We start from the raw sequence: 23,361 nt of genomic DNA, 5'->3' as shown, positions 1-23,361 counted from the left end.
TCAATCTCCCCTTCTTATGAATTGAACCAATTAACCGCTGCCGGTTTTGTGTTGCGATAGACATGTTTGACTTCTGTGTACTCTTCAAGCCCTATTTTTCCAAGTTCCCGTCCGAACCCGGATTGCTTATAGCCGCCCCATGGCGCCTGCGCAAAGTACGGATGGAAATCGTTAATCCAAACCGTTCCCATTCTCAAACGGGCTGCTACACGTTCACACTTTTCAATATCTTTCGACCATACAGCTCCGGCCAATCCGTAAATCGTATCATTCGCTAGTGAGATTACTTCTTCCTCAGAACTGAATGTTTCGACTGTTAATACTGGCCCAAATACTTCTTCCTGAACAATTCTCATGTCAGATTTACAGTTTGAGAAAATGGTAGGTTCATAGAAAAAACCGTTTTGAAGTGCTGGATCTTCCGGACGTTTGCCGCCAGTCTCCAGTTTTGCACCTTCTTCCAGTCCGATCTCTACATATTTTTCAACCTTTGCTCTATGCTCCGCGGAGATAAGCGGACCGCTTTCTGTCTCTTCGTGAAAACCGTTTCCGAGTTTAATGCGTTTCGCCCGCTTGACAAGCTCTGCTAAAAATCGGTCATGAATATCTTCTTCTACAAGCAATCGGGACCCGGCGGAGCATACTTGGCCGGCGTGGAAAAATACGGCGTTTAGCGCCTGATCAACCGCGACTTCCAGGTCTGCGTCTTTGAAGACGATATTTGGATTTTTCCCTCCAAGCTCAAGCGCAATTTTTTTAACGTTGCCGCTTGCCGCCCGCATGATTTTTTTGCCTGTTTCAATTCCGCCTGTAAACGAAATCAAGTCAACGTCTTTGTTTACAGCAAGCTCGTCACCCACTGTGGCGCCCGGTCCCAACACAAGGTTTGCGACACCTTTTGGAACCCCGGCTTCCTCCATCAGCTTAAAGACTTTCATTGTCGTCAGCGGTGTGATTTCACTCGGCTTCATGACAATTGTATTGCCTGCCGCTAAAGCCGGGGCGATTTTCCAGCTTGCTTGCAGAAGCGGATAATTCCACGGCGTGATTTGTCCGCATACGCCAATTGGCTCTCTGATGATTTTGCTTTCTGAGTCAGGGATTGGAGATGAGATGATCTCTCCTCCATCTTTATCTGCCAGACCAGCATAATACTGAAAAACATTGGCGATATCGTCCATATCGGCTTTGCTTTCCTCAAGTGTTTTTCCCGTATCAAGGGATTCGAGCTCGGCCAGCTCGTCTAGATCGCGTCTGATTAATTCCGCAATTTTCAGAACTATTTTTCCGCGTTCAAGCCCTGAAAGAGAAGGCCACTCTCCTGCATCAAAAGCTCTTCGTGCAGCAGCGATTGCTTTAACGGCATCCTCACGTCCGCCCTCGCTAACTGTTGCAATTTCTTCTTGATTAAATGGATTAATAATACTGCGGACCTGCCCTTTTTCGGCACTGATCCATTCACCGTCAATGTATAATGTTTGACTCATCTAAGTCCTCCTTGACGAAAATAAAGTTTGTTAAATAAAAATTTAATGTTTTTAACAACCTTAATCTAACATATGGTTTTTAAACTGTCAAAGCCCTAATTGTGATTTTCATTTTGACTTTTCTCTAGGTTTCGTTAAGATAAAGAACATAAAGAAATGACTTAACAAATTTAATTTTCTAAAGGAAAAGAGGGTCAGTATGGATGAAAATCCAGAATTTGCAGCTATAGAACAGGCACGGGATCTTGTTATTGACTCCATTGCTGAAACAATGGATCTTTACGGAATTACCCGAAGTGTCGGGATATTATATGGAACGATGTACATGCGGGACGAGATGACGCTTGACGAAATGCGGGAGGAGCTGCAAATGAGCAAGCCCAGCATGAGCACGGGTGTCAAAAAGCTTCAGGATTTAAATGTCGTGAAAAAGACATTTCACCGAGGCATCCGTAAGCACACATTTGTAGCCGAAAAAGATTTCTTTAAATTTTTCACAAATTTCTTTCCGCCAAAATGGGAACGTGAAGTTCAGGTGAATGTATCAGCAATTGAGGAGGCTCAGGCTGATTTACAAGAGATATTGCATAAGGAAGAACTCAATGAGGAAACGAAGAATGAAGCGCAGCGTTTATACGAGCAGCTGGAAAGTTCTAAAGCCTACTACGATTGGCTGAAACGTCTCGCTGAATCGGTGCAGAGCGGAGAGATTTTTAAATTTATACCAATTGAAACAAAATAATCAAAAAACGTCTGGAAAACCGGACGTTTTTTTGTTTTTTCACTATATTTACTACAAATTTGAAAAATACGGGAAAAACACCCCATTTACTTCCATTTTATTTGATGGTAATTTTATGTAGGTAAAATTTGTATTTGGCCTTTAAGAGGAGGTGGAAAGCAGAGGCAGGCCTTTAATCTTTATCACTTATTAGGGGGAATTTTTGTTATGAAACGCAAGTTATTATCTTCTTTGGCCATCAGTGTATTAAGTCTCGGTTTACTCGTTTCTGCACCTTCAGCTTCTTTTGCAGCTGAATCTAAGTCATCTTCTGCTCATACTGAGTCTACGATGAGAGCCCAATCAACAGCTTCATTGTTTGCAACAATTACAGGAGCGAGCAAAACAGAATGGTCTTTCTCTGATATCGAATTGACATACCGTCCAAACACGCTTCTCAGCCTTGGCGTGATGGAATTTACATTGCCAAGCGGATTTACAGCAAATACAAAAGATACGATGAACGGAAATGCATTGCGCGAAACACAGATCCTCAATAACGGTAAAACAGTAAGGGTACCTCTGGCTCTTGATTTATTAGGCGCTGGTGAATTCAAGTTAAAACTGAATAACAAAACGCTTCCTGCCGCTGGTACATATACTTTCCGTGCAGAGAACAAATCACTGAGCATCGGAAATAAATTTTACGCGGAAGCCAGCATCGAAGTGGCTAAGCGCAGCACACCTCCGACTCAGCCATGCGGCTGTAAATAATCACAGAGGGCCGGCTTAACGCCGGTCTTTTTTACGTTTTTTGATTCCTTTCCCTCTCCCTTTTCCCTCTATTTCCAGTTACCTTTTCACTTGTATTAAATTTAAATTGACAAACACTAGAAACAGGAGTAAATTCTTGAGTGTTCAATTTCATAAAGTCTCTTTTACCGCTTAATCAAACACGAACGGGGAAACCAATGATTGGCTGTTTCACAAAACGGCCTTGGGGTGAATCTTACTTAGTAAGAAGGGGTACTCTGAATCCCTAATCCGACAGCTAACCTCGTAGGCGTATACAGAGAGGAGGTCTATTTTGACCATTCTTTGTAATGGTCTTTTTTACTTCAAAACGCTAATTTTATTAAGGGAGTCTTGAACATTGGGAAGAATAAAAAACAAGCAATTTGCAGTCATCGGGCTTGGACGGTTCGGCGGAAGCATTTGCAAAGAGCTGCACAGAATGGGCCATGAGGTCCTTGCCATTGATATTAACGAAGAAAAGGTCAATGCCTTCGCTTCCTACGCAACCCATGCGGTCATTGCCAATGCCACTGAAGAAAACGAATTGCTTTCACTGGGAATTCGTAATTTTGAATATGTCGTCGTGGCTATAGGGGCGAATATTCAAGCGAGCACACTGACCACTTTGCTATTAAAAGAGCTTCACATTCCAAATATTTGGGTGAAAGCTCAAAATTATTATCACCATAAGGTGCTGGAAAAAATCGGCGCCGACCGCATTATTCATCCGGAAAAGGATATGGGCGTCAAAATCGCACAAAGTCTCTCTGATGAAAATGTCTTGAATTATATCGACTTATCTGATGATTACAGTATTGTTGAGCTGCTGGCAACACGAAAGCTGAATTCCAAATCCATTCATGATCTGAATGTTAGAGCGAAGTACGGATGTACCATCCTGGCAATTAAACATAATGGAGATGTTCGCCTTTCTCCTGCACCGGAAGAGGTGATTTACGAACAAGACTGCCTGGTGATGATGGGTCACAAAAAGGATATTAAACGCTTCGAAAACGAAGGGATGTAGACAAAGGTGGGACTTCATAAGGAAACTGTAATCAAGTGGGTTCGTTTTTCTCCCCCGCAAGTGCTTGCGATTGGTTTTTTTCTTACTATTATTATTGGCTCTCTTTTGTTAAAGCTCCCGATTTCTACTGCGAAGCCGTTGTCATGGATAGATGCCCTTTTTACAGCGGCTTCTGCTACAACTGTTACCGGGCTTGCAGTTGTTGACACTGGGACAGAATTTACGGTGTTCGGGCAAACTGTCATCATGGGTCTGATTCAAGTCGGCGGGCTTGGCTTTATGACATTTGCTGTTCTGATCGTCATGATTTTAGGAAAAAAAATCGGATTGAAAGAACGAATGCTGATCCGGGAAGCCTTAAACCAGCCGACAATCGGCGGCGTGATAGGCCTTGTCAAAGTCCTGTTTCTATTTTCAATCAGTATCGAATTGATCGCCGCCCTGATCTTATCCATCCGGCTTGTGCCCCAGTATGGCTGGGCATCCGGATTGTTTGCCAGCGTGTTTCATGCAATATCGGCTTTTAACAATGCCGGTTTTTCTTTATGGCCGGATAATTTAATGAGCTACGTTGGTGATCCTGCAGTCAATCTTGTCATTACTATCTTATTTATCACAGGGGGCATCGGGTTTACGGTGCTATTTGACATCCTGAAAAATCGGCGTTTCAAAGCCTTTTCATTACATACAAAACTGATGCTAGCGGGAACGTTCGTTTTGAATATTGCTGCCACACTGATTATTTTTATTTTAGAGTACAGCAACCCCGGCACGCTTGGTTCCTTGCATTTGCCAGATAAACTGTGGGCTTCGTATTTTCAGGCAGTGACGCCGAGAACCGCGGGCTTCAACTCTGTGGATTTTGGCAGCATGAGAGAAGGCACCATTGTATTTGTCCTGCTGTTGATGTTTATCGGAGCGGGCAGCGCTTCAACGGCGAGCGGTATTAAGCTGACTACTTTTCTTGTGATTTTGATGTCTGTTATCGCTTATTTAAGAGGGCATAAAGAAACTGTTATTTTCCGCCGGACCATAAAATATCCGATCATTATTAAGGCCTTAGCAGTCAGTGTTATCAGTTTGTTCATCGTCTTTATAGGGATTTTCGCCTTGACCATTACAGAAGAAGCGCCGTTTATACAGGTTGTTTTTGAAACTTTTTCAGCTTTCGGAACGGTCGGACTGACAATGGGGCTGACACCCGAACTGACAACAGCGGGGAAATGTATCATTATTGCGATTATGTTCATCGGAAGAATCGGACCGTTGACGTTTGTTTTTTCATTTGCTAAAACAGAAAAATCAAATATTCGTTACCCTGACGGTGAGGTGTTTACTGGGTAATGTAAAAAATCCGGCATATTACATGCCGGATTTTTTATGATTCAATATGAGATTGACTTTGTCTTTTTTCCTGCTCCGCGATGATATCATTATCTTCTGCGTTATCACGCGTCACTTTTTGTGTAAGGATCGCGCCGACCGCTACAAGGATCATCACTGCAATGTAGTAGCCTTTTTCATTGAGTTCGAGATTATCAGCGTTATAGAGTCCGATACAAAACAAAAATACTCCCGCAAAAAAAGTGAAATAAGCTAATACAGTAAAGGCAACCGTGTTTCTCCGTCTATATTTCTGCACCTTTGTTCCCTCCTGAAGCATAGTTATTAAGTGATAACTTCCGTGGAATATTATACCTCAAATTCCCCTGAATGGAACAAAAAAATAAAAATACCAGGAAAAACGGCTCAGATTGCTTCCTTTATTTCAACAGCTGAGTCATCAATCCAGCCGACCAGTTTATTATTGACTTGGAATTGGTACCATACGGACTGGCCTTTCTGTTTTTTAGATACAACCTTTATATCCTTGCCAACGTAAGATTGCGCAGAGGTCAGCTTAATGGATTGATCATCAGTAGAAGGCTTAGACCATACATCTTGAACGGCGCTGTCTTTGATGGAGCCTTTTAAATCCACAGCTTTCAGAGATGGATTCACCTCATCGTATTCATCTAAATCGTACTTTTCCACAATGGCGCTGATTTTGTCAGCATATTCCGGGTCTGTGGCATAGCCTGATGTTTGAAGAGCGCCTGCTGCTTCTTTATAATCCTCAGCTTCAAGCACCGGCTTATACTTCTTTTTATTCCACGATGTGCCTTGGACAAATAATTTGGCGTGATCATCCATTGATTCAAAAAACGTGCTGTATTTGCGGAATTTCGCGCGAATCGTTTTTCTTTTTCCTTTTTCAAATTCATCTGTATCCATGGTGACGTGATGTCCTTTATAATTTCCTTTTACGCCAAACAGGTTGTTGGCTTTAGAGGCAAGCTCGCTGTTTCCCCAGTCAGATTCGAGTATGGCCTGAGCTATCGTTATGCTGGGAAGGACATGATATTTTTCATATAAAATTTGAGCATGTCCGGAAAGGCTGTCAATAAATACTTGCTGTTCATCAATTTCTTCAGGTTCTTTGGATGTTTCAATTGGCTTTGAAAGAGTTGTCGCTAAAACAAACAAGGCTAGCGGAATCGATACAACGAAAAATAGAGAGATGAAGAGTCTACGTTTTTTCAGTTTTTTACGGGCCATGAAAACCTTCCTTCGATTTAAAAGATTACGAGTGTAAAAGAATCTACCTTTAAGAATTTTACTTGTACTTCTAATATTTTTCAATTCTTTAGGGATAAAGTTTGAGAGAGAACACACAAAAAGCCTTTCCCATCAAGGGAAAGGCAGTGATCATGTATCTATTTTTGTAAGACTGTGCTGTTTAAAATGTCTGAGCGCATCACGATATTCTTGATCATGTATGACTTTATGAGATTTTACGGCAGCCTTTGTCAGTCCATGTGCAGAAACAGCCGGTTTTTCCGGAGCGGATTTTCCTTTATCATGAGGCTTATGAGCCAGCTTGTGCCCCATTCCGGTGGCGTTCATACAAAACGATAAACAAACGAGCAGCACGCTCAGGATAAAAGAAATCAAAAACAGATCATGATAGGCAGTCATCATAGCATCCTGCATCGATCCGTTTTGTCTGGCAGCATCCTTTTTCGTGAAATAGCCGATCAGGATAGGCACACCCATATAGACAAACAATCTTAAAAACTGAACAGCTGTCATTCTTTTGACCAGATCAGGAAGCGGGCCGCCCATAGCGGCTCCCATTAGTCCTGCTGCGACCGTCAGGCCGGTTCCTGCTGCCAGCATGATGAACAGCGCCGCAAACACATAGAGAGACGATTGATATTGCATATGAAGCCATTGAAAATTCACAAAAACGAGAATGAGAGAACCTATAATCCCCAGCATCCCTGGTCCGACTTTATCATATAACAGAGCACTCGCAATAGCTGCGATGGCCACTCCAATCAATAGAGTCATGTTTAAAAGAATGAGATGATCTCGGGATATATCATACATTTGACGAAGCAAGCCTTGAAAAGCTGCCAGACTGACAGCTACCGTAATCGTTCCTGCCGCTATGATAAATAAACCGAGCACAGGTTTAGGCAGCAGCATCTGTTTAATAGAGATGAAAGGGTTTTTCACCTTATATTCTACAAATAACAGAATGAGGAGCAAACATAAAGCAACCCCAAAACCAGCCCGTACATAACCTGATGAAAAGCCCCATTTTTGCAGAAAAATGAATGTAAACGCTGAGGCTGCGGCCACGCATACAGATAAAATGATCCCTGCTCTGTCGAGTGATGACTGTTCCTTTTCTGATCCCCCATGATGCTCATCATTGAGAAAGAAATAACTCACTGCGACGCCGATCAAAGACAATGTGCCAAAGGTAAAAAACAGCCATCTCCAGTGGCCGTAGCTCAACGCGATCGTTCCTAAAATCGAACCGATAATAACAGAGCCATAGAACCCGCCGATAAGCACCAGTAGTGCGTAATTCCGCCGGTCAATCGGAAATGACAGGACTAGCATCGGAATCATAATCATCAGCATGACACCTGTAGCCGCTCCCTGTAAAAAGCGTCCTGCCGCCATCCAGGCAATATCGCTTGAAAATGCGAAGAGCAGTGAGCCAAGTATAAAAACGGGTAATGAAGCCAGATAGATCGGACGGGCACCGAATTTTTTCCTTAGCAGCGGTCCTGCCGGAACTAATAAAGCGAAGGCCATATTGCCGATCAATATTGGATTTACTGATGTGAAGTCACTTGTTCCAACCGTCTTCTGAACAAGGCCTTGAACTGACGACAATGCCGTGTTAGACATCAATCCCGGCCCGACCGCTAAAACAGCGAGCAAAGAAATCACCCAATAGTGTTTTGTCTTCATGTTGTCATTCCTTCCTATATGAATACATACGAAACACATCATTTTTTAAAAGCAAAAGAAGCTAATAGATTTTGCATGCCATTAGCTTTCATTCGGATTCTCTCCCCATCATGGGAAATGATATTATTTTATGATAATATGTGAAAAAATGAGCATATACTCAAACATTATTCCAAACCGATTGTGTTTTGTCAATGGCGCAAATTTCAAGCACAAATCAAACACCTAAACGGCTTTTGCCCGATATCGTGACTTATGAGTCCCTGCCTGCTCCCTCAAGCGATTTAAAGCAGGCCGTTTTAAAATTAATCCTATCGGTCTTCGCTTGGGTAATGACGGCACCTTTCAATTCACTGTTTTCATCAAAATCCAAACTAATCAACCCGAATAAGTTGGTGATAAGAACAACATGTTGACCGCACATTTTTTTGTGTTCACTAGGCGTTTGCCGCCTCTAAATTGTCTATGGGTAAATATCATGAACTAATCTGCGAAATACCAATGCTAGGCAATTTTAAATGATCCGGGAGGTAAAAACGAATGGAACTGTATAAGTGTATCGAAGAAATTTTTGGCGGCTTGAAAAATCCATCGGTTAAAGATTTGGCAGCTTCTTTAAAACAAATTCCAAACGCGGCAGAATTGAGTCAACCATATATAAAGGAACCAGACCAGTACGCTTACGGCCGAAATGCCATCTATAGAAACAATGAATTAGAAATTATCGTGATTAACATTCCCCCAAACAAGGAGACAGCAGTCCACGATCATGGTCAATCCATTGGTTGTGCAATGGTGTTAGAAGGAAAACTTCTCAATTCTATTTATCGCTCAACCGGCGATCATGCAGAACTCTCCAATTCATATTTTGTCCACAAAGGAGAATGTCTTATATCAACCAAAAGTTTAATTCACAAAATGTCCAATCCGACTTCCGAACGAATGGTGTCTCTTCATGTTTACTCACCCCCTTTGGAAGACATGACGGTCTTTGAAGAACAAAGTGGTGTATTGGAAAATTCATGATTTATAGCCTGAACTACTTTACTTGATTAGTTTGTTATATGTCATTTTTCAAACGCAGGAGCCTAACGAAGGAATATCTGACTTTATCATTGGTTTATGAAATGCTCCTGGGGACATATGATTTCGGATCAACAGAAGGGTTCAGCGAATGAATCCTATCTATTAAAAACAAAAAAACCCTTATAGAATAAGGGTTTACAGGTATGGAGCCAAGGGGGCTCGAACCCCTGACCTCTACGCTGCCAGCGTAGCGCTCTCCCAGCTGAGCTATGGCCCCGTATGTAACGTCATGTTTATTATAGATGATTTTTTTTTGAAAAACAAGCTGTTCCTTTCTAATTGACAGAAAAAATAAGGCCCTTTCCGGAGCCTTATTTTTCGATTTACATCATAAACAAAAGTAAAATCACGCCGAGAATGATTCGGTAGATTGCAAACGGAACAAGTTTGATTTTGTTAATCAGTCTTAGGAAGAAACGGACCACAAACAGCGCAACAACAAAGGCACAGATAAAGCCGACGATAAAAAACGGCATTAAATCGGAGCTTAAGCTGTCCCAGTGTTTCACTAGGCTTAAGGTGCTGGCTCCCATCATAATCGGCATTGCCATTATGAATGTGAAATCGGCTGCCGCACGGTGATTCAACCCGAGAATAACGCCGCCGGAAATCGTTGAGCCGGAGCGTGAAAAACCCGGCCAAAGGGCAAGACATTGGAATAAACCGACGCCGATTGCCTGCTTATATGAAATACGGTCTAGGGTGTCTGTCGTTTCTTTCCGTTTATTAATCCAATCGGCTGCAAGCATTAAAACTGCCCCGGCAATTAAGCCAATGGCCACGGTGCGGACTGAAAATAAATATTCATCAATATAATCCTCAAACAAAAAGCCGAGAACCGCGGCGGGCACAAGCCCTACTGCGATTTGGGCAATGCTTAATTTGTGACCATGCTCTTGGTCACTCGTGATATTTTTTTTCAAGCCAAGCAAATTCAAAATCCTGTCTTTAAACACAATCGCAACCGCTAAAATAGAGCCAAGCTGAATGACAACTTTAAATGAGTTGGCTGCTTCTTCAGACATGAGACTGCCTGATTTAAGCCAGATATCGTCTACTATAATCATATGTCCTGTCGAAGAAACCGGTGCGTACTCTGTTAATCCTTCTACGATTCCTAAAATAGCAGCTACAAACAATTCCCATAGAGTCATGATTTTAATTCTCCCCATTAGACATTTATTTTTTACATAACGGGAGCCTTCCATAAATGGAAAGCCCGTCTTATATAACTATAAATGAAATTTATGCTTTATGACTCTTTGCATTTTCATTTTTTTCTTCATCGTATAGATGCGACTGCATTTTAAACCAGTCAAATAAATGTGTCGTAATGACTTTGGCAACCGCATAGCCCGGAATCGCAAGAATAATTCCGATAACACCAAACAGCTTGCCGGCGGTTAACAGCAGAAAAATAATGGTGATTGGGTGGATATGAAGGTTTTTCCCCATAATTTGCGGGGAGATCAGTTTCCCTTCAATAAGCTGAACAATTGTCCAGACGATCACAAGCTTGAGCAGCATCAGAGGCGATGTCACAATAGCGATAATGATCGCAGGCGTAATGGCGATTGTCGGACCTAAATACGGCACGATGCTTGTACAAGCCGCAATAACGGCAAGTAGCGAAGCGTAATCCAGTCCGATGATCAAATAGCCGATAAACAGCAAAAATCCAATGCAGAAGCTGACAATGATCTGTCCTCTGATATAAGAACTTAGCCGATGATTCATTTCGCTTAAGACTGTGTATGTCTGCTCTTTTAATTGTGTCGGCACAAACTTCAGTATGTAGATCGGCAATTTCTTTCCGTCCTTTAACAGATAGAAAAGAATAAATGGAACTGTCACGATCGAAATGATAATCTCAGTTAAGGCGCCGATAAAATTCCCAACGCCGGTAAAGGTGCTGTTTACAATCGTCGCTGCCTGATCTGACACCTTTGTCGCGAGATCAGATATATTAATGTTCATCGTTTGCTGCGCCTGATTGACAAAGTTACTGCCGATCAGTTCTTTTGTCTGATTCTCAACAACATCCACATATCTCGGGATGTTGTCAATCAAACTCATAATTTGCTCTTTTAAAAAGGGGATAATCGACACGATTGTGATCGTGATCAGCCCGATAATCAACAGATATAACAGCAAAATGGAATAGATTCTTCTGATTCTTCTTCTCTCAAGGAAATCAACGACAGGGTTTAACAGATAAAAAACAATGCCTGTTAAAATAATCGGAAGCGATATCGTTTTGAGCAGAACAATGATCGGGGTGAAAATAAATGATGTTTTTGTAAATACGAGAATATTTAAACCAATCAGCAGCAGAACAAGCAGGAATAAAACAAACTTGTTGTCCAAGAAGAATCGCTTGAATCTGCCGCTCCATGTTTGCAACGTCTCCACTATCGTTCCTCCGTCATACATAGTTTAAGTAAATTGTACACTATCGTACCTATAATGAAAAATAAAAACCGCTAATTGCTGGAAAAACTTCCTTATCTAAAAAATGTGATTTGATCTATCATGTGCTTTTCATCTTTTTAAGCTATAATTTAGCTATATCATACAAAAGGAGCGATATGCGTGATACGATTTGCAATAGTAGGAACCAACTGGATTACAGACCGCTTTCTAGAAGCAGCTTCAGAAGTTGAAGATTTCCAGCTCACAGCCGTTTATTCAAGAACACCTGAACGCGCCGCTGAGTTTGCCGCTCGGCATGGGGCTGCACATACCTTCTCCGACCTTCAGGAAATGGCGGCAAGCGATGGCTTTGATGCTGTATATCTCGCCAGCCCGAATGCTCTTCACAAGGAGCAGGCGATCCTCTTTATGAAACATGGCAAACATGTGCTATGCGAGAAACCGCTTGCTTCAAATACCAGAGAAACAGAAGAGATGATTTCAGCCGCCAGAGCGAATGGTGTTGTCCTCATGGAAGCAATGAAGACCACATTCCTGCCTAATTTTAAAGAGCTGAAAAAACACTTCCACAAAATCGGCACAATCCGCAGATTTACCGCAAGCTACTGTCAGTACTCTTCAAGGTATGATGCGTTTAGAAACGGAACTGTTTTGAACGCGTTTCAGCCTGAGCTGTCTAACGGCTCATTGATGGATATCGGCATCTATTGTATTTACCCTGCCGTTGTACTGTTTGGAGAGCCGAAAGCCGTGAAAGCGAACGGATACACTTTATCTTCCGGCGTTGATGGAGAAGGTACCGTCATTCTCTCATATGACGGGTTTGAGGCCGTACTGATGCATTCTAAAATCTCAACTTCCTACGCGCCTGCTGAAATCCAAGGAGAAGACGGGACAATAGTATTGGATACGATCCATCGTCCTGAACGAGTGGAAATCCGCTATCGTGACGGCCGCCTGGAAAACATTTCGCTCTCTGATCCTAAACCGGCAATGTTTTACGAAGCGGCTGAATTTGTTTCGCTCGTGAAAGAGAAGAAACAGGAATCTGAAGAAAATACATATGAACGCTCCTTGATCACTGCTAACATTATGGAGGAAGCAAGAAAACAGATGGGTATTGTGTACCCTGCTGATCAAGCCTAAAAAATCCGCCCGCGGCATGTTGCACGCGGGCGGATTTTTTTAAACGATCGGTGAGGATGCCTGCCTTTTGAAAAGCACGTTTTGTTCATATTCTTTGATATCATCAAGCCAAGCTTCTTTTACCGGCACTCCCATTTGCTCACAGTAATAATCCCAGATGGCACCGAAAGGATAGGTTTTAAATTCCTCCAACAGCGCCAGCCTTTCTGTAAAGCGCCCCTCATCCTGCAATTGTTTTAAATGGTCATTCGGAAGAAGCAAAGCGTACATTAAAGCTTTCATCATATTTCTCGTTCCGATAGTCCAAGCGGCGACACGGTTAATGCTGGCATCGAAAAAATCCAGACCGATGGCGACTTTCTCTAATGCCTGATTACGGACGATCTCAAGGGCGATTTCTCTCAATTCATCGTCTAACATCACGACATGGTCACTGTCCCAGCGAACGGGCCGGGATACGTGCAAGGCGAGTTTGTCTGTGTAAAGCAGCATCGCCGAGATCTTGTTTGATACCGTTTCTGTCGGGTGGAAATGTCCCGTATCGAGCAAGCATACCTTATGGTTCGTTAAAGCATAGGCTAAATAAAACTCATGAGACCCGACGACATATGATTCTGATCCAAGTCCGAACAGCTTGCTCTCGACCGAATCAACATTGTAATCTTCACTGATTTCCTCGCGGAATATCCGATCCAATGATTCTTTTAATCTTTTGCGCGGCGTCAGCCTGTCACTCGGAATATCCTTATAGCCGTCCGGAATCCAAATATTCGTCAAGCAAGGCGTGCCTAATTCTTTGCCGAAATACGCTCCGATGCGGCGGCACGCGATGCAGTGATGAATCCAAAACTCCCGGATGGATGGATCAGGGTGTGCGAGTGTAAGCCCGTCATCCGCTTTCTCATGTGAAAACAGTGTCGGATTGAAATCTAATCCGATACCAAGGCCCTTTGCCCACTTCACCCAATTTTCAAAGTGATGCGGCTTCAGCTGATCACGTTCAACAACTTCTCCGTTTGTTTCTGCGTATATAGCGTGCAGGTTTACCCGATGCTTTCCCGGGATGAGAGACAGAGCTTTCTCCAAATCTCTTCTTAATTCTTCCGGGGTTTGCGCTTTTCCGGGATAATTGCCTGTGACGTCAATGCCGCCGGAAAGCTCGCCCTTATTCACTTCAAACCCTTCAATGTCATCACCCTGCCAGCAGTGGATTGAGATCGGAACTTGCTGCAATTGCCGGAACACAGCTTCAACATCAATTCCCCATTTTTCATATTCTTGTTTTGCGCTGTCATAATTCGCTTTTATCGTCATACGGCTCTCTCCCTTTTATTCGAAATAAAAGACTTCCTTCAGATCGATTGAAACGGGACTGTCATCGGCGTTTGTTTTCATTAATGGTGCCATTGATTTCCACCATCTGCGGCACACCTCTGCGTCTGCCATCTTCTTCCACTTTTCCTCATCCTCTATCTCTAAATAAGCAAATAACCGGCCTGTCTCTTCGTCTAAAAAAATAGAATAGTGATGCACCCCATGGGCTTTAAGCGCTTCCGCCATTTCTGGCCAAATGTCATCATGCCTCTGTTTGTATTCCTTGAATTTATCTTTATGGACGAACATGATACTCGCTTTTCTTTTCAAGCTGATCACCTCTTTTTATTTAGATAGCGCTTTCAAAACAGTTTGATGATAGGACTGAATGATGGCGCTTCTGTCAGTATCTTTAGGGATAAACACTTTAATGGGAAAGGAGTTTCTGACGGTCTTGCGGGCCTGGTTTACGTCCTTTATTTCTTTGGCAGCAATCATTTGCATCAGCAGATTTCCGATGGCTGTCGCCTCAGCAGGTCCGGCGTATACCGTTTTTCCGCTTATATCAGCGGTTAATTGATTTAAGAAGTCGTTTTGGGCGCCTCCTCCGATAATATGAAGCTGTTGAATGTTTTTCCCTGTAATGGTTTCTAGTTCTGAGATGGCTATCGCATAGATGATGGCTAAATTGCTGTAGATACAGCAGGCAAGTTCGCCTGCGGTGTGAGGAATCTGTTGGAAGGTTTCTCTGCAATAATGTTGTATTTCCTTTATCATGTCATGCGGATACAGAAAACGATCATCATTTAAGTTGATAAACTGCTGAAACGGTTTTGTTTTTCCAGCTTCTTCTGCCAGTTGCTGAAAATTGTAATCTTCTCGTAATTGTTTCCGGACTTCTTGTATCATCCACATGCCAATGATGTTTTTCAGGAAACGAATGGTGTTGTTTGCGCCGCGTTCATTTGTATAATTGTTTTTCAATGCGAGTTTATTTATAATCGGCGCTTCGTTCTCAATTCCGATTAGCGACCATGTTCCGCTGCTGATATACGCCCAATCATTGTTTATGCCTGGTGCGGCGAGGACAGCTGAAGCAGTATCATGTGTTGCGACGGTAATCACCCTGCAAGCCGGCAGATCATAGCCTGGAAACCAATCATTTCTTAGCATGCCAAGTTCCTGTCCCGGTTCAGTCAGCGGCGGAAATTGCTGTTCCTTAACAGACACGGCTTCGAGCAATTCGAGATCAAACTTTCCTGTTAAGGCGTTTAAGAGCTGTGTCGTGGACGCATTTGTGATTTCCGCTGCTGCTTTGCCGGTTAAGCAATAGCCTAAATAATCCGGCACCATTAAAATCTGCTCTGTTTTTCTCAGCAGCTCCTGGTCTTCTTCATATAATTGATAGATTGTGTTAAAAGGCTGAAACTGAATGCCTGTTTTTTGATAGATTGTTTCTTTTGATATCGTTTGCGCAAGCTTCTCCATTGTGTTCTCTGTTCTTTTATCCCGGTATGATATGACTTCTCGTAAGCGGCTGCCTTTCTCATCCAGCAAGACATAATCAACGGCCCATGTATCAATGCCGACGGTGCAGCAGTCATAGCCAAGGGCTTTCACCTTTTGCAGCCCTTGCAGGATTTGCTCTAGCAAATGATCAATATCCCAATAGCCATGTCCGTCTCTTTGCATGAAGCCGTTTGCGAATCGGTGAATCTCTTGTACTGCAAGCTTTCCTTCCTGGAGTTCGCCTATTATGACTCTCCCGCTTGATGCCCCTATATCAACAGCAGCATATATCATCCTTTCACCCTTTCTTTAGGAAGGGGGACGGCTGTCACTTTCACATTCTTTTCTTCAAGGGTTTTTACTGATACCGGATCAAGTCTGGAATCGGTAATGATGCAGCTGACATCCTGCAAAGAGGCGATATGTGAAAACTCACGGTTCCCCCATTTGCTTGAATCGGCCATCAAAATGGTCTGATCAGATCTTTCAATCATCCGTATTTTAAGCAGTGCCTGCCACTCATTTGAGTCGCTCATTCCATGTACCATATCAAACCCTTGGCAGGACAGAAAAGTTTTATTTACATGATAGGTTTCAAGTGAACGCTCAGCTAACGGTCCCGCAAATGATAATGATTTTGTCAGCAAGATACCGCCGGTTGAAATAACTGATATCTTTTGTTTTTTGCTCAGTTCAATGGCTGCCTTCATTGAGTTTGTAATGACGGTGAGCTCAATATCAGGGAGTATTTTCGCCATGTACCATGCAGTGGTGCTTGCATCGAGAATGATTCGGTCACCGCTTTTTACATATTTGGCCGCTTCGTGAGCAATGGCTTTTTTCTCTATTACATTTGTAATTTCACGTTCAGAAAAATGAATTTCCGACTCCTGCTGCTGAATGCTGACCGCACCTCCGTGGCTGCGGCTCAGCTTATGCTCTTTCTCAAGCTTCTCAAGGTCCCGCCGAATCGTTTCTTCTGTGACAGAAAATATGTCACTCAATTCGGATACGCGGATGCTTAAACGCTTATTCACTAGTTCGACTATTTTTTTCTGCCGTTCTGCTACTAACATCGGTAACGTCCTTCCTCATTAATATCCGTCTTGCTTTTCCCAAATCATAGCATACTTCTAACGCGTAAAAGCTGCCGGGACGCCGCCGTCTACTGTAATCATACACCCTGTCGTCTTTTCAGCTTTAGAAGAAGCCAAAAACGAGATTGATTCGGCAATATCCTGCGGGTAAATATTAACCAAAAGCGTTGTGCGTTTCCGATAATGTTCCTCTAGCTGATCCGGCTCTATTCCATATGCCGCAGCCCGTTCCTCCCGCCAGCTTGACCCCCAAATCGCTGAGCCTTGGAGAACCGCGTCAGGCAAAACTGAGTTTACACGAATGCCGTATTCTCCTCCTTCTGCTGCAATACATCGAGCCAAATGGGTTTCAAGTGCTTTTACCGAACTGTAGGCTGAAGCGTTTTTTCCCGCATAGACAGCGTTTTTCGATCCCACAAACACCATGCTTCCGCCTATGTTTTGCTGTTTCATTTGCTTAAACGCTTCGCGGGCCACGAGAAAATAGCCGGTTCCCAATACATTGATATTGAGATTCCATTCTTTTAGACTTGTTTCGTCAAAAGGGCTTGATGTTGCCAGCCCGGCATTATTAACGACAATGTCAATGCCGCCGTAGGTAAGCGCTGCTTGTTCAAAGGCAGACTGTACCTCCTCTTCATTTGTCACATCCATTTTGACAGCCATTGCGCGTCCTTCTCCGTACGTTTCGTTTATTTCCTCGGCAATTTTTTGTGCGCCTTCTACATTCAGGTCAGCCGCGATCACGTGTCCGCCTTCTGCTGCAAAGTGCCGGCAGGCTGCACTTCCGATTCCGCCGGCGCCACCTGTTATCAATGCTACTTTTCGAGAAAATTCTGCTTCCGGCGGGGCCAGCGTGAGTTTATATAATTCCAGCGGCCAGTATTCAACATGATAGGATTCATTTTCGTTTAATGAAACAAATTGTCCGAGTGAGACAGAGCCTTTCATTACAGCAATAGCTCTCTGGTATAAAGCACCGCTAACTTTTGACATGGCAAGGCTTTTTCCCGTATTGACCATTCCAATGCCAGGAATCAATATGACACGCGGCGCTGATTCATAGATTTGATCCCCTTCCTGCTGATTGCGTGCAAAGTAAGCTTGATACTCTGCTTTGAAGCGCTCGATCCCTGACTTCAGAAGATCCTCCAGCTCCTGAGCATCTTGCGTTTCCGGATTCCATTCAATGTACAGCGGGACACGCTTTGTATGAACGAGGTGATCCGGACACGCAGCGCCAATTTGAGAAAGCTCCGGCGCTTGCACGCTGTTTACAAATTCTAATACCTCTTCATGATCGTCATAGGAGAGGATCATTTTCTTTTCATCGCTTACAGCTCCTCGGATAACAGGCATGATGCCCGCCAGAATTTGTTTCCGCTTATCTGCTGGCAGTGACTCGTATCGCCTGCCGCCGAATCGCTGCTTTTGGTTGATGCGTTCATGAATGTACTGCTCAGCTTCTTGAATAATGGAGATCGTTTTCTCATAACACTTCTCTGACGTATCTCCCCAAGTGACTAAGCCGTGTTTTTCCATTAAGACAAGCTCGGCATTTGGATTGTTTGCCACGCCGTCTGCGATCATTTTAGACAGAGTAAATCCCGGGCGAACGTATGGTACCCATACAAACCGGCTGCCATAAATATCTTCGGCAATTTGTTTTCCATTATCAGCGCAGCAAATGCTGATAATTGCATCCGGATGGGTATGGTCAACATGATTGTATGGCAAAAATGCGTGTAAGAGTGTTTCAATGGAAGGGCGGGGATGTTTGCTGTCTATCATACAATGAGACAAGTAATCTACCATTTCTTCATCTGACATCTGGTCTCTTTCAATCAGCGGACGGATGTCATCTAATCTCAGGCCGGTAAAGTTATGCGCTTTCATTGTTGCCAAGTCTGAGCCGCTTCCTTTTACCCACATCACTTCTGTTTCGCGGCCTCTGAAATCCTTCTCCGTTGTTTTCATCGACGTATTGCCGCCGCCCCAGTTGCATACAGTGCAGTCTGCTCCGATTAAATTGGACCGATACACCAATTCTTCAACACCCTTTGGCAGCTGGGCGGCATGTTCTGATTCCCATACATGTTTCACCATTTTCATCTTCCTCCGTCCCTTTTATTTGTATCCGCTTTCATTATATATGATGTTTGTTTGTTTTTGAATACCTTTTGTTTATTTTTGTTTTTATCAAGAAACAAAAAAAGAAAGCAGCAAAGATATGCCGCTTTCTTTTTCTATTAAGATTCAATTTTAAATTTTTTCGTAATGTCTTGAAGTTCTTCCGCCATGTTCGCCAATGTTTCAGCTGAAGAACTGATTTCCTCCATAGACGCAAGCTGCTCTTCCGCCGAAGCTGCGATATCTTGAATGCCCGCTGAGCTTTCTTTCGCTACTGCGGAAATCTCCTCAACCGCACTTGATACTTCCTGTGATCCGACTGACAGCTGTTCAACCGTTGCATTCAGATTTTGTAATTCACCGGATATTTGCGATGTCATCTCATAGATTTGCTTAAAGCTTTCAGCTGTTTGATCTGTAATTTGCAAACCTTCTTTTACTTCATGATTCACGGATTGGAACATAGAGAGCGACGTGCTGATTTCTCTGACAATCTCTTGAATTAATCCTTCAATTTCCTTCGCAGAACTTGCAGATTGCACAGCAAGTTTTCTGACCTCTTCCGCTACAACAGAGAAGCCTCTGCCGTATTCTCCGGCTCTGGCTGCCTCAATTGCTGCATTTAAAGCCAACAAGTTCGTTTGATCGGCAATGCCATTGATTACATTTAAGATGCTGGTAATGTCCTGAGATTTTGTTTCAAGGCCTTTGACGACGGCTTCAGCTTTTTGAACGGATTCATCGATTGTCTTCATTTGGCCGACTGTGTGCTCTACCAGTTTTTCTCCGCTTCCGGCTGCCTCAGAGGACTGGATTGAAGACTTCGTAATGGTTGATGAAGCTTGAGCCACTTTTAATATGCCGTGGTTCATTTGAGAAAGATGATCTGAGCTTGTTTCCAATTTCTCGCTTTGCGCCTCGTTGCCATTTGAAAACTGTTCGATTGCCAGCGTAATGTGTTCAGTCGCCTTACTCGTTTGGGCTGCACTTGCCGTCAGTTCTTCAGAAGATGATGCCACATTTTCTACAGATGTTTGAATAACACCGATGACAGAACGCAATGATTCAGACATCTCGTTAAAGCTTTCTCCTAGCTGGCCAAACTCATTTTTCGACTGAATATCAATCACTTCCGTTAAATCTCCGCTGCTGATTTTCGCAGATGTTAAAACCAGTTTTCTTAACGGTTTGGTGATGGCGCGTATAATAAAGAGAATGAGTATGCCGCCGATCACAATTGACACACATAGAATGATAACGGCAGTGTTCAGTACCGGACTTGAAGCGTCTTGCAATTCACTGACAAAGTACGTACCCGCGATTTTCCACCCTGTCAATTTATTTGTCGTAAATGCCATTTTCTTTTCTTTGCCTTCGAAGGTATATTGAAATGAACCGTCTGCTTTTGAATATACCTCTTTTGTCCAGTCGCCGGATCCAGTTGTTCCAGGCTTAATCGTCGGATGGGCGATATATTTTTTGTTGCCTGTTGTAATAAATGCAAAGCCGTTTTTACCGATTTTTATTCTCTGTGAAGCTGCCAGCACTTCATCCAGATTTAAATCAAGCGCTATGACCCCTGAGCCATCTTTTAATTGTTTGGAAATTGTAATAACGATATCCCCTGTCGCTTCGTCAGTATATGGCTCTGAGAATACAGCCTGTCCTTTTTTCGCAACAGCCTGTTTGTACCAGTCACGTCCTGTCGGATCGAAACCTTTAGGAACGCCGCTTTCCGGATATTTGTAGAGCTTTTTATTTTCTGAAGCCGCATAGATTGCTCCTACATCGGCATTTAGTGTCGTGTACTGTTTAAATTTTTCATTCAGTAAGGTTTTGTTTTTGCCTTGTAATATGTCTTTATCAATCGTCTCACTGTAATAATCAATTGCTTTTACTTTATGATTCAATTTGTTTTCAAGTGTGCTGTTGAGTTCTTCAACGTTTCCTATTGCACTATTTGTGAGTTCCCTGTCCAGTGCGTTCCAAGCTGATTGATAACTGAAATATGCTAATACCCCAATCGGCAAAATGAGCACTGTCAGAAACGCAGCGATGAGCGGTTTGCTGATTGATGGCTGTTTGATCCAATGTATGAATTTTCCCATTCTCGATAATTCCTCCTTTAAGCTAAAAATAATATCGTCAAGCTAGGATAAAAGCTTTAATAAAAAAACTAAAAAAAACACCCAAGCGCAGAACCTTGGGTGTTTTGACTCATTATTCGATTTTGAATCGTTTTGTCATATCGCGAAGCTCTTCAGCCATGCTTGAAAGTGTTTCTGCTGATGAGCTGATTTCTTCCATAGAAGCAAGCTGCTCTTCGGCTGATGCCGCGATATCTTGAATGTGGGCTGAGCTTTCTTTTGAAATCGATGCAATATGCTCAGACGCTCCCGATACCTCTTCAGAGCTGGCAGAAAGCTGCTGAACCGTCGCACTCATGTTTTGCAGTTCTCCGGCTATCTGGTTTGTCATTTCAGAGATTCGTTTAAAGCTTGTCTCAGTTTGATCTGTGATGTCAAGGCCTGTTTGCACCTCTTGGTTCACAGACTGGAACATGCCGAGAGATTTGTTGATTTCTTTCACGATTTCAATGATGAGTGCTTCAATCTCTTTAGCTGAATCAGCGGACTGTACAGCCAGCTTTCTGACTTCTTCTGCTACGACGGAGAAGCCGCGCCCGTATTCACCTGCGCGCGCCGCTTCAATGGCAGCGTTTAGTGCAAGCAGGTTCGTCTGGTCAGCAATACCGTTAATCACGCGCAGAATGTTTGTGATGTCTTTTGATTTGGTTTCCAATCCGCGAACAACTTGTTCTGCTTCTTTCACGGACTTGTCTATCACGTTCATTTGGCCGACAGTCTGATGAACAAGCTGTCCGCCCGCACTCGCGATTTCTGTCGATTGAACAGATGAATCTGTAATGACTTCAGAAGCTTGAGCCATATTCGTCAATCCGTCATTCATCTGATAAATATGCTCCGCCGCTGTTTCGATGTTTTCATTTTGTTTTTCATTGCCGTTTGAAAATTGTTCTATTGCCAATGTGATATGCTCGGTCGCCTTGCTTGTTTGCGCGGCAGATGCCGTCAATTCCTCGGAGGAAGCGGCAACATTGTCTACCGAATCCTGAATGGCGTGTATGAGAGAGCGAAGTGAAGACGCCATATTGTTAAAGCTTTTGCCCAGTTCGCCCAGTTCATCTTTTGAACGGATATCAATCGTTTCCGTTAAATCTCCCTCACTGATCCGCTTAGATGAACCGACAAGCTGTTTCAGCGGTGTCGTGATTGATCGAATAACCAATGTCATCACGATGATACCGACGAGAATGGCTGCAATCAGGACAATTGATGCAAGGTGAAGCACAGGCTTAGCCGCATCATGAATCTCGTCCAGATACATCGTTCCGCCTATCTTCCATCCCGTTAGCTTGTTCGTATCAAAGGCCATTTTTTTCTTATCGCCGTTCATGCTGTATTGAAAATCGCCTTTATCGGCAGACAGCATCTGTTCAAGCCAGTCGCCTTTCAATTCGGTCCCTGAAGCCTCGTCAGGATGCGCAACGACCTTTTTGTCGTTCGTCATAATAAAAGCATAGCCTTCTGTGCCGATGTTCACTTGTTTCGTCGTTTTCAGCAGGTTATCGATCGTCATGTTGATTGCGATAACGCCTGATCCGTCTTTTGTCTGCTGGGCAATTGTCACAACCATTGTGTTCGTAGATGCTGTTTTGTATGGATCTGTTACGACGACTTTGCCATTATTGGCAACCGCTTTTTTGTACCAGTCCCGTTCAACGGGATTATAATCGCTTGGCATCGGCAGATCCGGGTAACGGGTAAAGCGCCCGTCTTTGTCACTTGTATAAATAGATTCCACGTCTTTATTGATTTTAATATATTGTGAGAATTTCTCTTCAATGCTGGCATTGCTCTTTGCTTTATATTTCTTTTGTGTCAGCCATTCGCTGAAGTATTCGGCGCTGTTTTCTTTTTCTCCGATGCTGGTGTTAATGATTTCGTTTAGTTGCTGTACATTTTCTAAGGCGCTTCCCATCATCTGTCTGTCGAGCGAGCTGCTGGCAGATCCATAAGCAATCGCCGCTACTATGGCAACCGGTATGATGAGAATCGATAGAAAGGAAACCAGAAGCTTCCGTGTAATTGATCTCTGTTTAATAAGTTGGAGTATTTTTTTCATCAGTTCATTTCTCCTTTTTTATGCTACCCTTCATATCGGCTGAAAATGGGTAAATATATACATTAAAAAAGAAGAAATTCAAGAAAAATAACTAAATCC

Annotated in this window: 19 protein-coding genes, 1 tRNA gene and 1 riboswitch; of the genes, 6 read left to right on the top strand and 14 right to left on the bottom strand. The window is 43.1% G+C overall.

Annotated features, from left to right (window positions below):
* Window positions 1-14: 14 nt before the first annotated feature.
* Entirely contained in the window at window positions 15-1,487 is a 1,473-nt protein-coding gene (gene betB / locus H7F27_RS05530) for a betaine-aldehyde dehydrogenase (RefSeq protein WP_095713946.1), read from the bottom strand.
* A gap of 199 nt (window positions 1,488-1,686) precedes the next feature.
* On the opposite strand from betB, the gene cudC reads away from it, so the two are divergent.
* The 4 genes from cudC (at window position 1,687) to H7F27_RS05510 (ending at window position 5,374) form a co-directional block, all read left to right on the top strand.
* A complete protein-coding gene (gene cudC, locus H7F27_RS05525; RefSeq protein ID WP_106019451.1) occupies window positions 1,687-2,229 on the top strand; it encodes a transcriptional regulator GbsR in 543 nt (180 codons plus the stop codon).
* A gap of 207 nt (window positions 2,230-2,436) precedes the next feature.
* Window positions 2,437-2,982 (top strand): biofilm surface layer hydrophobin BslA, encoded by a 546-nt coding sequence (bslA, locus tag H7F27_RS05520; RefSeq protein WP_103672559.1) that lies wholly within the window; start codon window positions 2,437-2,439, stop codon window positions 2,980-2,982.
* A gap of 158 nt (window positions 2,983-3,140) precedes the next feature.
* Window positions 3,141-3,290: riboswitch (cyclic di-AMP (ydaO/yuaA leader) on the top strand.
* A gap of 71 nt (window positions 3,291-3,361) precedes the next feature.
* Window positions 3,362-4,030, top strand: coding sequence for a potassium uptake protein KtrA (locus H7F27_RS05515; RefSeq protein ID WP_024122619.1), 669 nt, complete (start codon window positions 3,362-3,364; stop codon window positions 4,028-4,030).
* A gap of 6 nt (window positions 4,031-4,036) precedes the next feature.
* A complete protein-coding gene (locus H7F27_RS05510; protein ID WP_185848688.1) occupies window positions 4,037-5,374 on the top strand; it encodes a Ktr system potassium transporter KtrB in 1,338 nt (445 codons plus the stop codon).
* 34 nt (window positions 5,375-5,408) lie between these two features.
* Here H7F27_RS05510 and H7F27_RS05505 read toward each other — a convergent pair whose 3' ends face one another.
* The 3 genes from H7F27_RS05505 to H7F27_RS05495 form a co-directional block, all read right to left on the bottom strand.
* Window positions 5,409-5,672 (bottom strand): YiaA/YiaB family inner membrane protein, encoded by a 264-nt coding sequence (locus H7F27_RS05505; RefSeq protein ID WP_024122620.1) that lies wholly within the window; start codon window positions 5,670-5,672, stop codon window positions 5,409-5,411.
* 107 nt (window positions 5,673-5,779) lie between these two features.
* Window positions 5,780-6,628 (bottom strand): glucosaminidase domain-containing protein, encoded by an 849-nt coding sequence (locus H7F27_RS05500; RefSeq protein ID WP_095713949.1) that lies wholly within the window; start codon window positions 6,626-6,628, stop codon window positions 5,780-5,782.
* A 150-nt stretch (window positions 6,629-6,778) separates the two neighbouring features.
* Window positions 6,779-8,341 carry an MFS transporter gene (locus H7F27_RS05495; protein ID WP_185848687.1) on the bottom strand — a complete coding sequence of 521 codons (1,563 nt, stop codon included), beginning with the start codon at window positions 8,339-8,341 and terminating at the stop codon, window positions 6,779-6,781.
* 540 nt (window positions 8,342-8,881) lie between these two features.
* On the opposite strand from H7F27_RS05495, the gene H7F27_RS05490 reads away from it, so the two are divergent.
* Window positions 8,882-9,367, top strand: coding sequence for a cysteine dioxygenase (locus H7F27_RS05490; protein WP_103672556.1), 486 nt, complete (start codon window positions 8,882-8,884; stop codon window positions 9,365-9,367).
* Window positions 9,368-9,571: 204 nt separating this feature from the next.
* Here the strand turns inward: H7F27_RS05490 and H7F27_RS05485 are convergent.
* From H7F27_RS05485 to H7F27_RS05475, 3 genes are all read right to left on the bottom strand, one after another.
* Window positions 9,572-9,644, bottom strand: a tRNA-Ala gene (locus H7F27_RS05485).
* 106 nt (window positions 9,645-9,750) lie between these two features.
* Window positions 9,751-10,581: an undecaprenyl-diphosphate phosphatase gene (locus tag H7F27_RS05480; protein ID WP_010331630.1), complete on the bottom strand. Its 831-nt coding sequence runs from the start codon at window positions 10,579-10,581 to the stop codon at window positions 9,751-9,753.
* A gap of 91 nt (window positions 10,582-10,672) precedes the next feature.
* The gene (locus H7F27_RS05475) at window positions 10,673-11,839 is read right to left on the bottom strand and encodes an AI-2E family transporter (RefSeq protein ID WP_024122625.1); all 1,167 of its coding nucleotides are present in this window, start codon (window positions 11,837-11,839) and stop codon (window positions 10,673-10,675) included.
* Window positions 11,840-12,019: 180 nt separating this feature from the next.
* Between H7F27_RS05475 and H7F27_RS05470 the strand changes: the two genes are divergently transcribed.
* A complete protein-coding gene (locus tag H7F27_RS05470; RefSeq protein WP_024122626.1) occupies window positions 12,020-13,006 on the top strand; it encodes a Gfo/Idh/MocA family protein in 987 nt (328 codons plus the stop codon).
* A gap of 39 nt (window positions 13,007-13,045) precedes the next feature.
* Here the strand turns inward: H7F27_RS05470 and rhaA are convergent, their stop codons facing one another.
* From rhaA to H7F27_RS05435, 7 genes are all read right to left on the bottom strand, one after another.
* Window positions 13,046-14,320, bottom strand: a complete 1,275-nt coding sequence (gene rhaA / locus H7F27_RS05465) for an L-rhamnose isomerase (protein ID WP_024122627.1) — start codon at window positions 14,318-14,320, stop codon at window positions 13,046-13,048.
* Between the two features lie 15 nt (window positions 14,321-14,335).
* Complete coding sequence (gene rhaM / locus H7F27_RS05460) at window positions 14,336-14,650, bottom strand: L-rhamnose mutarotase (RefSeq protein WP_101860047.1); 315 nt, start codon at window positions 14,648-14,650, stop codon at window positions 14,336-14,338.
* A 15-nt stretch (window positions 14,651-14,665) separates the two neighbouring features.
* Window positions 14,666-16,123 (bottom strand): rhamnulokinase, encoded by a 1,458-nt coding sequence (rhaB, locus tag H7F27_RS05455; RefSeq protein ID WP_101860046.1) that lies wholly within the window; start codon window positions 16,121-16,123, stop codon window positions 14,666-14,668.
* Entirely contained in the window at window positions 16,120-16,905 is a 786-nt protein-coding gene (locus tag H7F27_RS05450; protein WP_101860045.1) for a DeoR/GlpR family DNA-binding transcription regulator, read from the bottom strand. The genes rhaB and H7F27_RS05450 overlap by 4 nt, the downstream gene beginning before the upstream one ends.
* A gap of 57 nt (window positions 16,906-16,962) precedes the next feature.
* Window positions 16,963-19,032, bottom strand: coding sequence for a bifunctional aldolase/short-chain dehydrogenase (locus H7F27_RS05445; RefSeq protein ID WP_101860044.1), 2,070 nt, complete (start codon window positions 19,030-19,032; stop codon window positions 16,963-16,965).
* Between the two features lie 143 nt (window positions 19,033-19,175).
* Entirely contained in the window at window positions 19,176-21,164 is a 1,989-nt protein-coding gene (gene tlpB, locus H7F27_RS05440) for a methyl-accepting chemotaxis protein (RefSeq protein WP_101860043.1), read from the bottom strand.
* 112 nt (window positions 21,165-21,276) lie between these two features.
* Complete coding sequence (locus H7F27_RS05435; RefSeq protein WP_101860042.1) at window positions 21,277-23,262, bottom strand: HAMP domain-containing methyl-accepting chemotaxis protein; 1,986 nt, start codon at window positions 23,260-23,262, stop codon at window positions 21,277-21,279.
* Window positions 23,263-23,361: the final 99 nt, after the last annotated feature.

This window comes from Bacillus sp. PAMC26543 (assembly GCF_014250375.1).
GTDB lineage: Bacteria > Bacillota > Bacilli > Bacillales > Bacillaceae > Bacillus > Bacillus halotolerans.
Note: the sequence above shows the minus strand (reverse complement) of the source record. Positions and strands in the feature narration are given on the sequence as shown.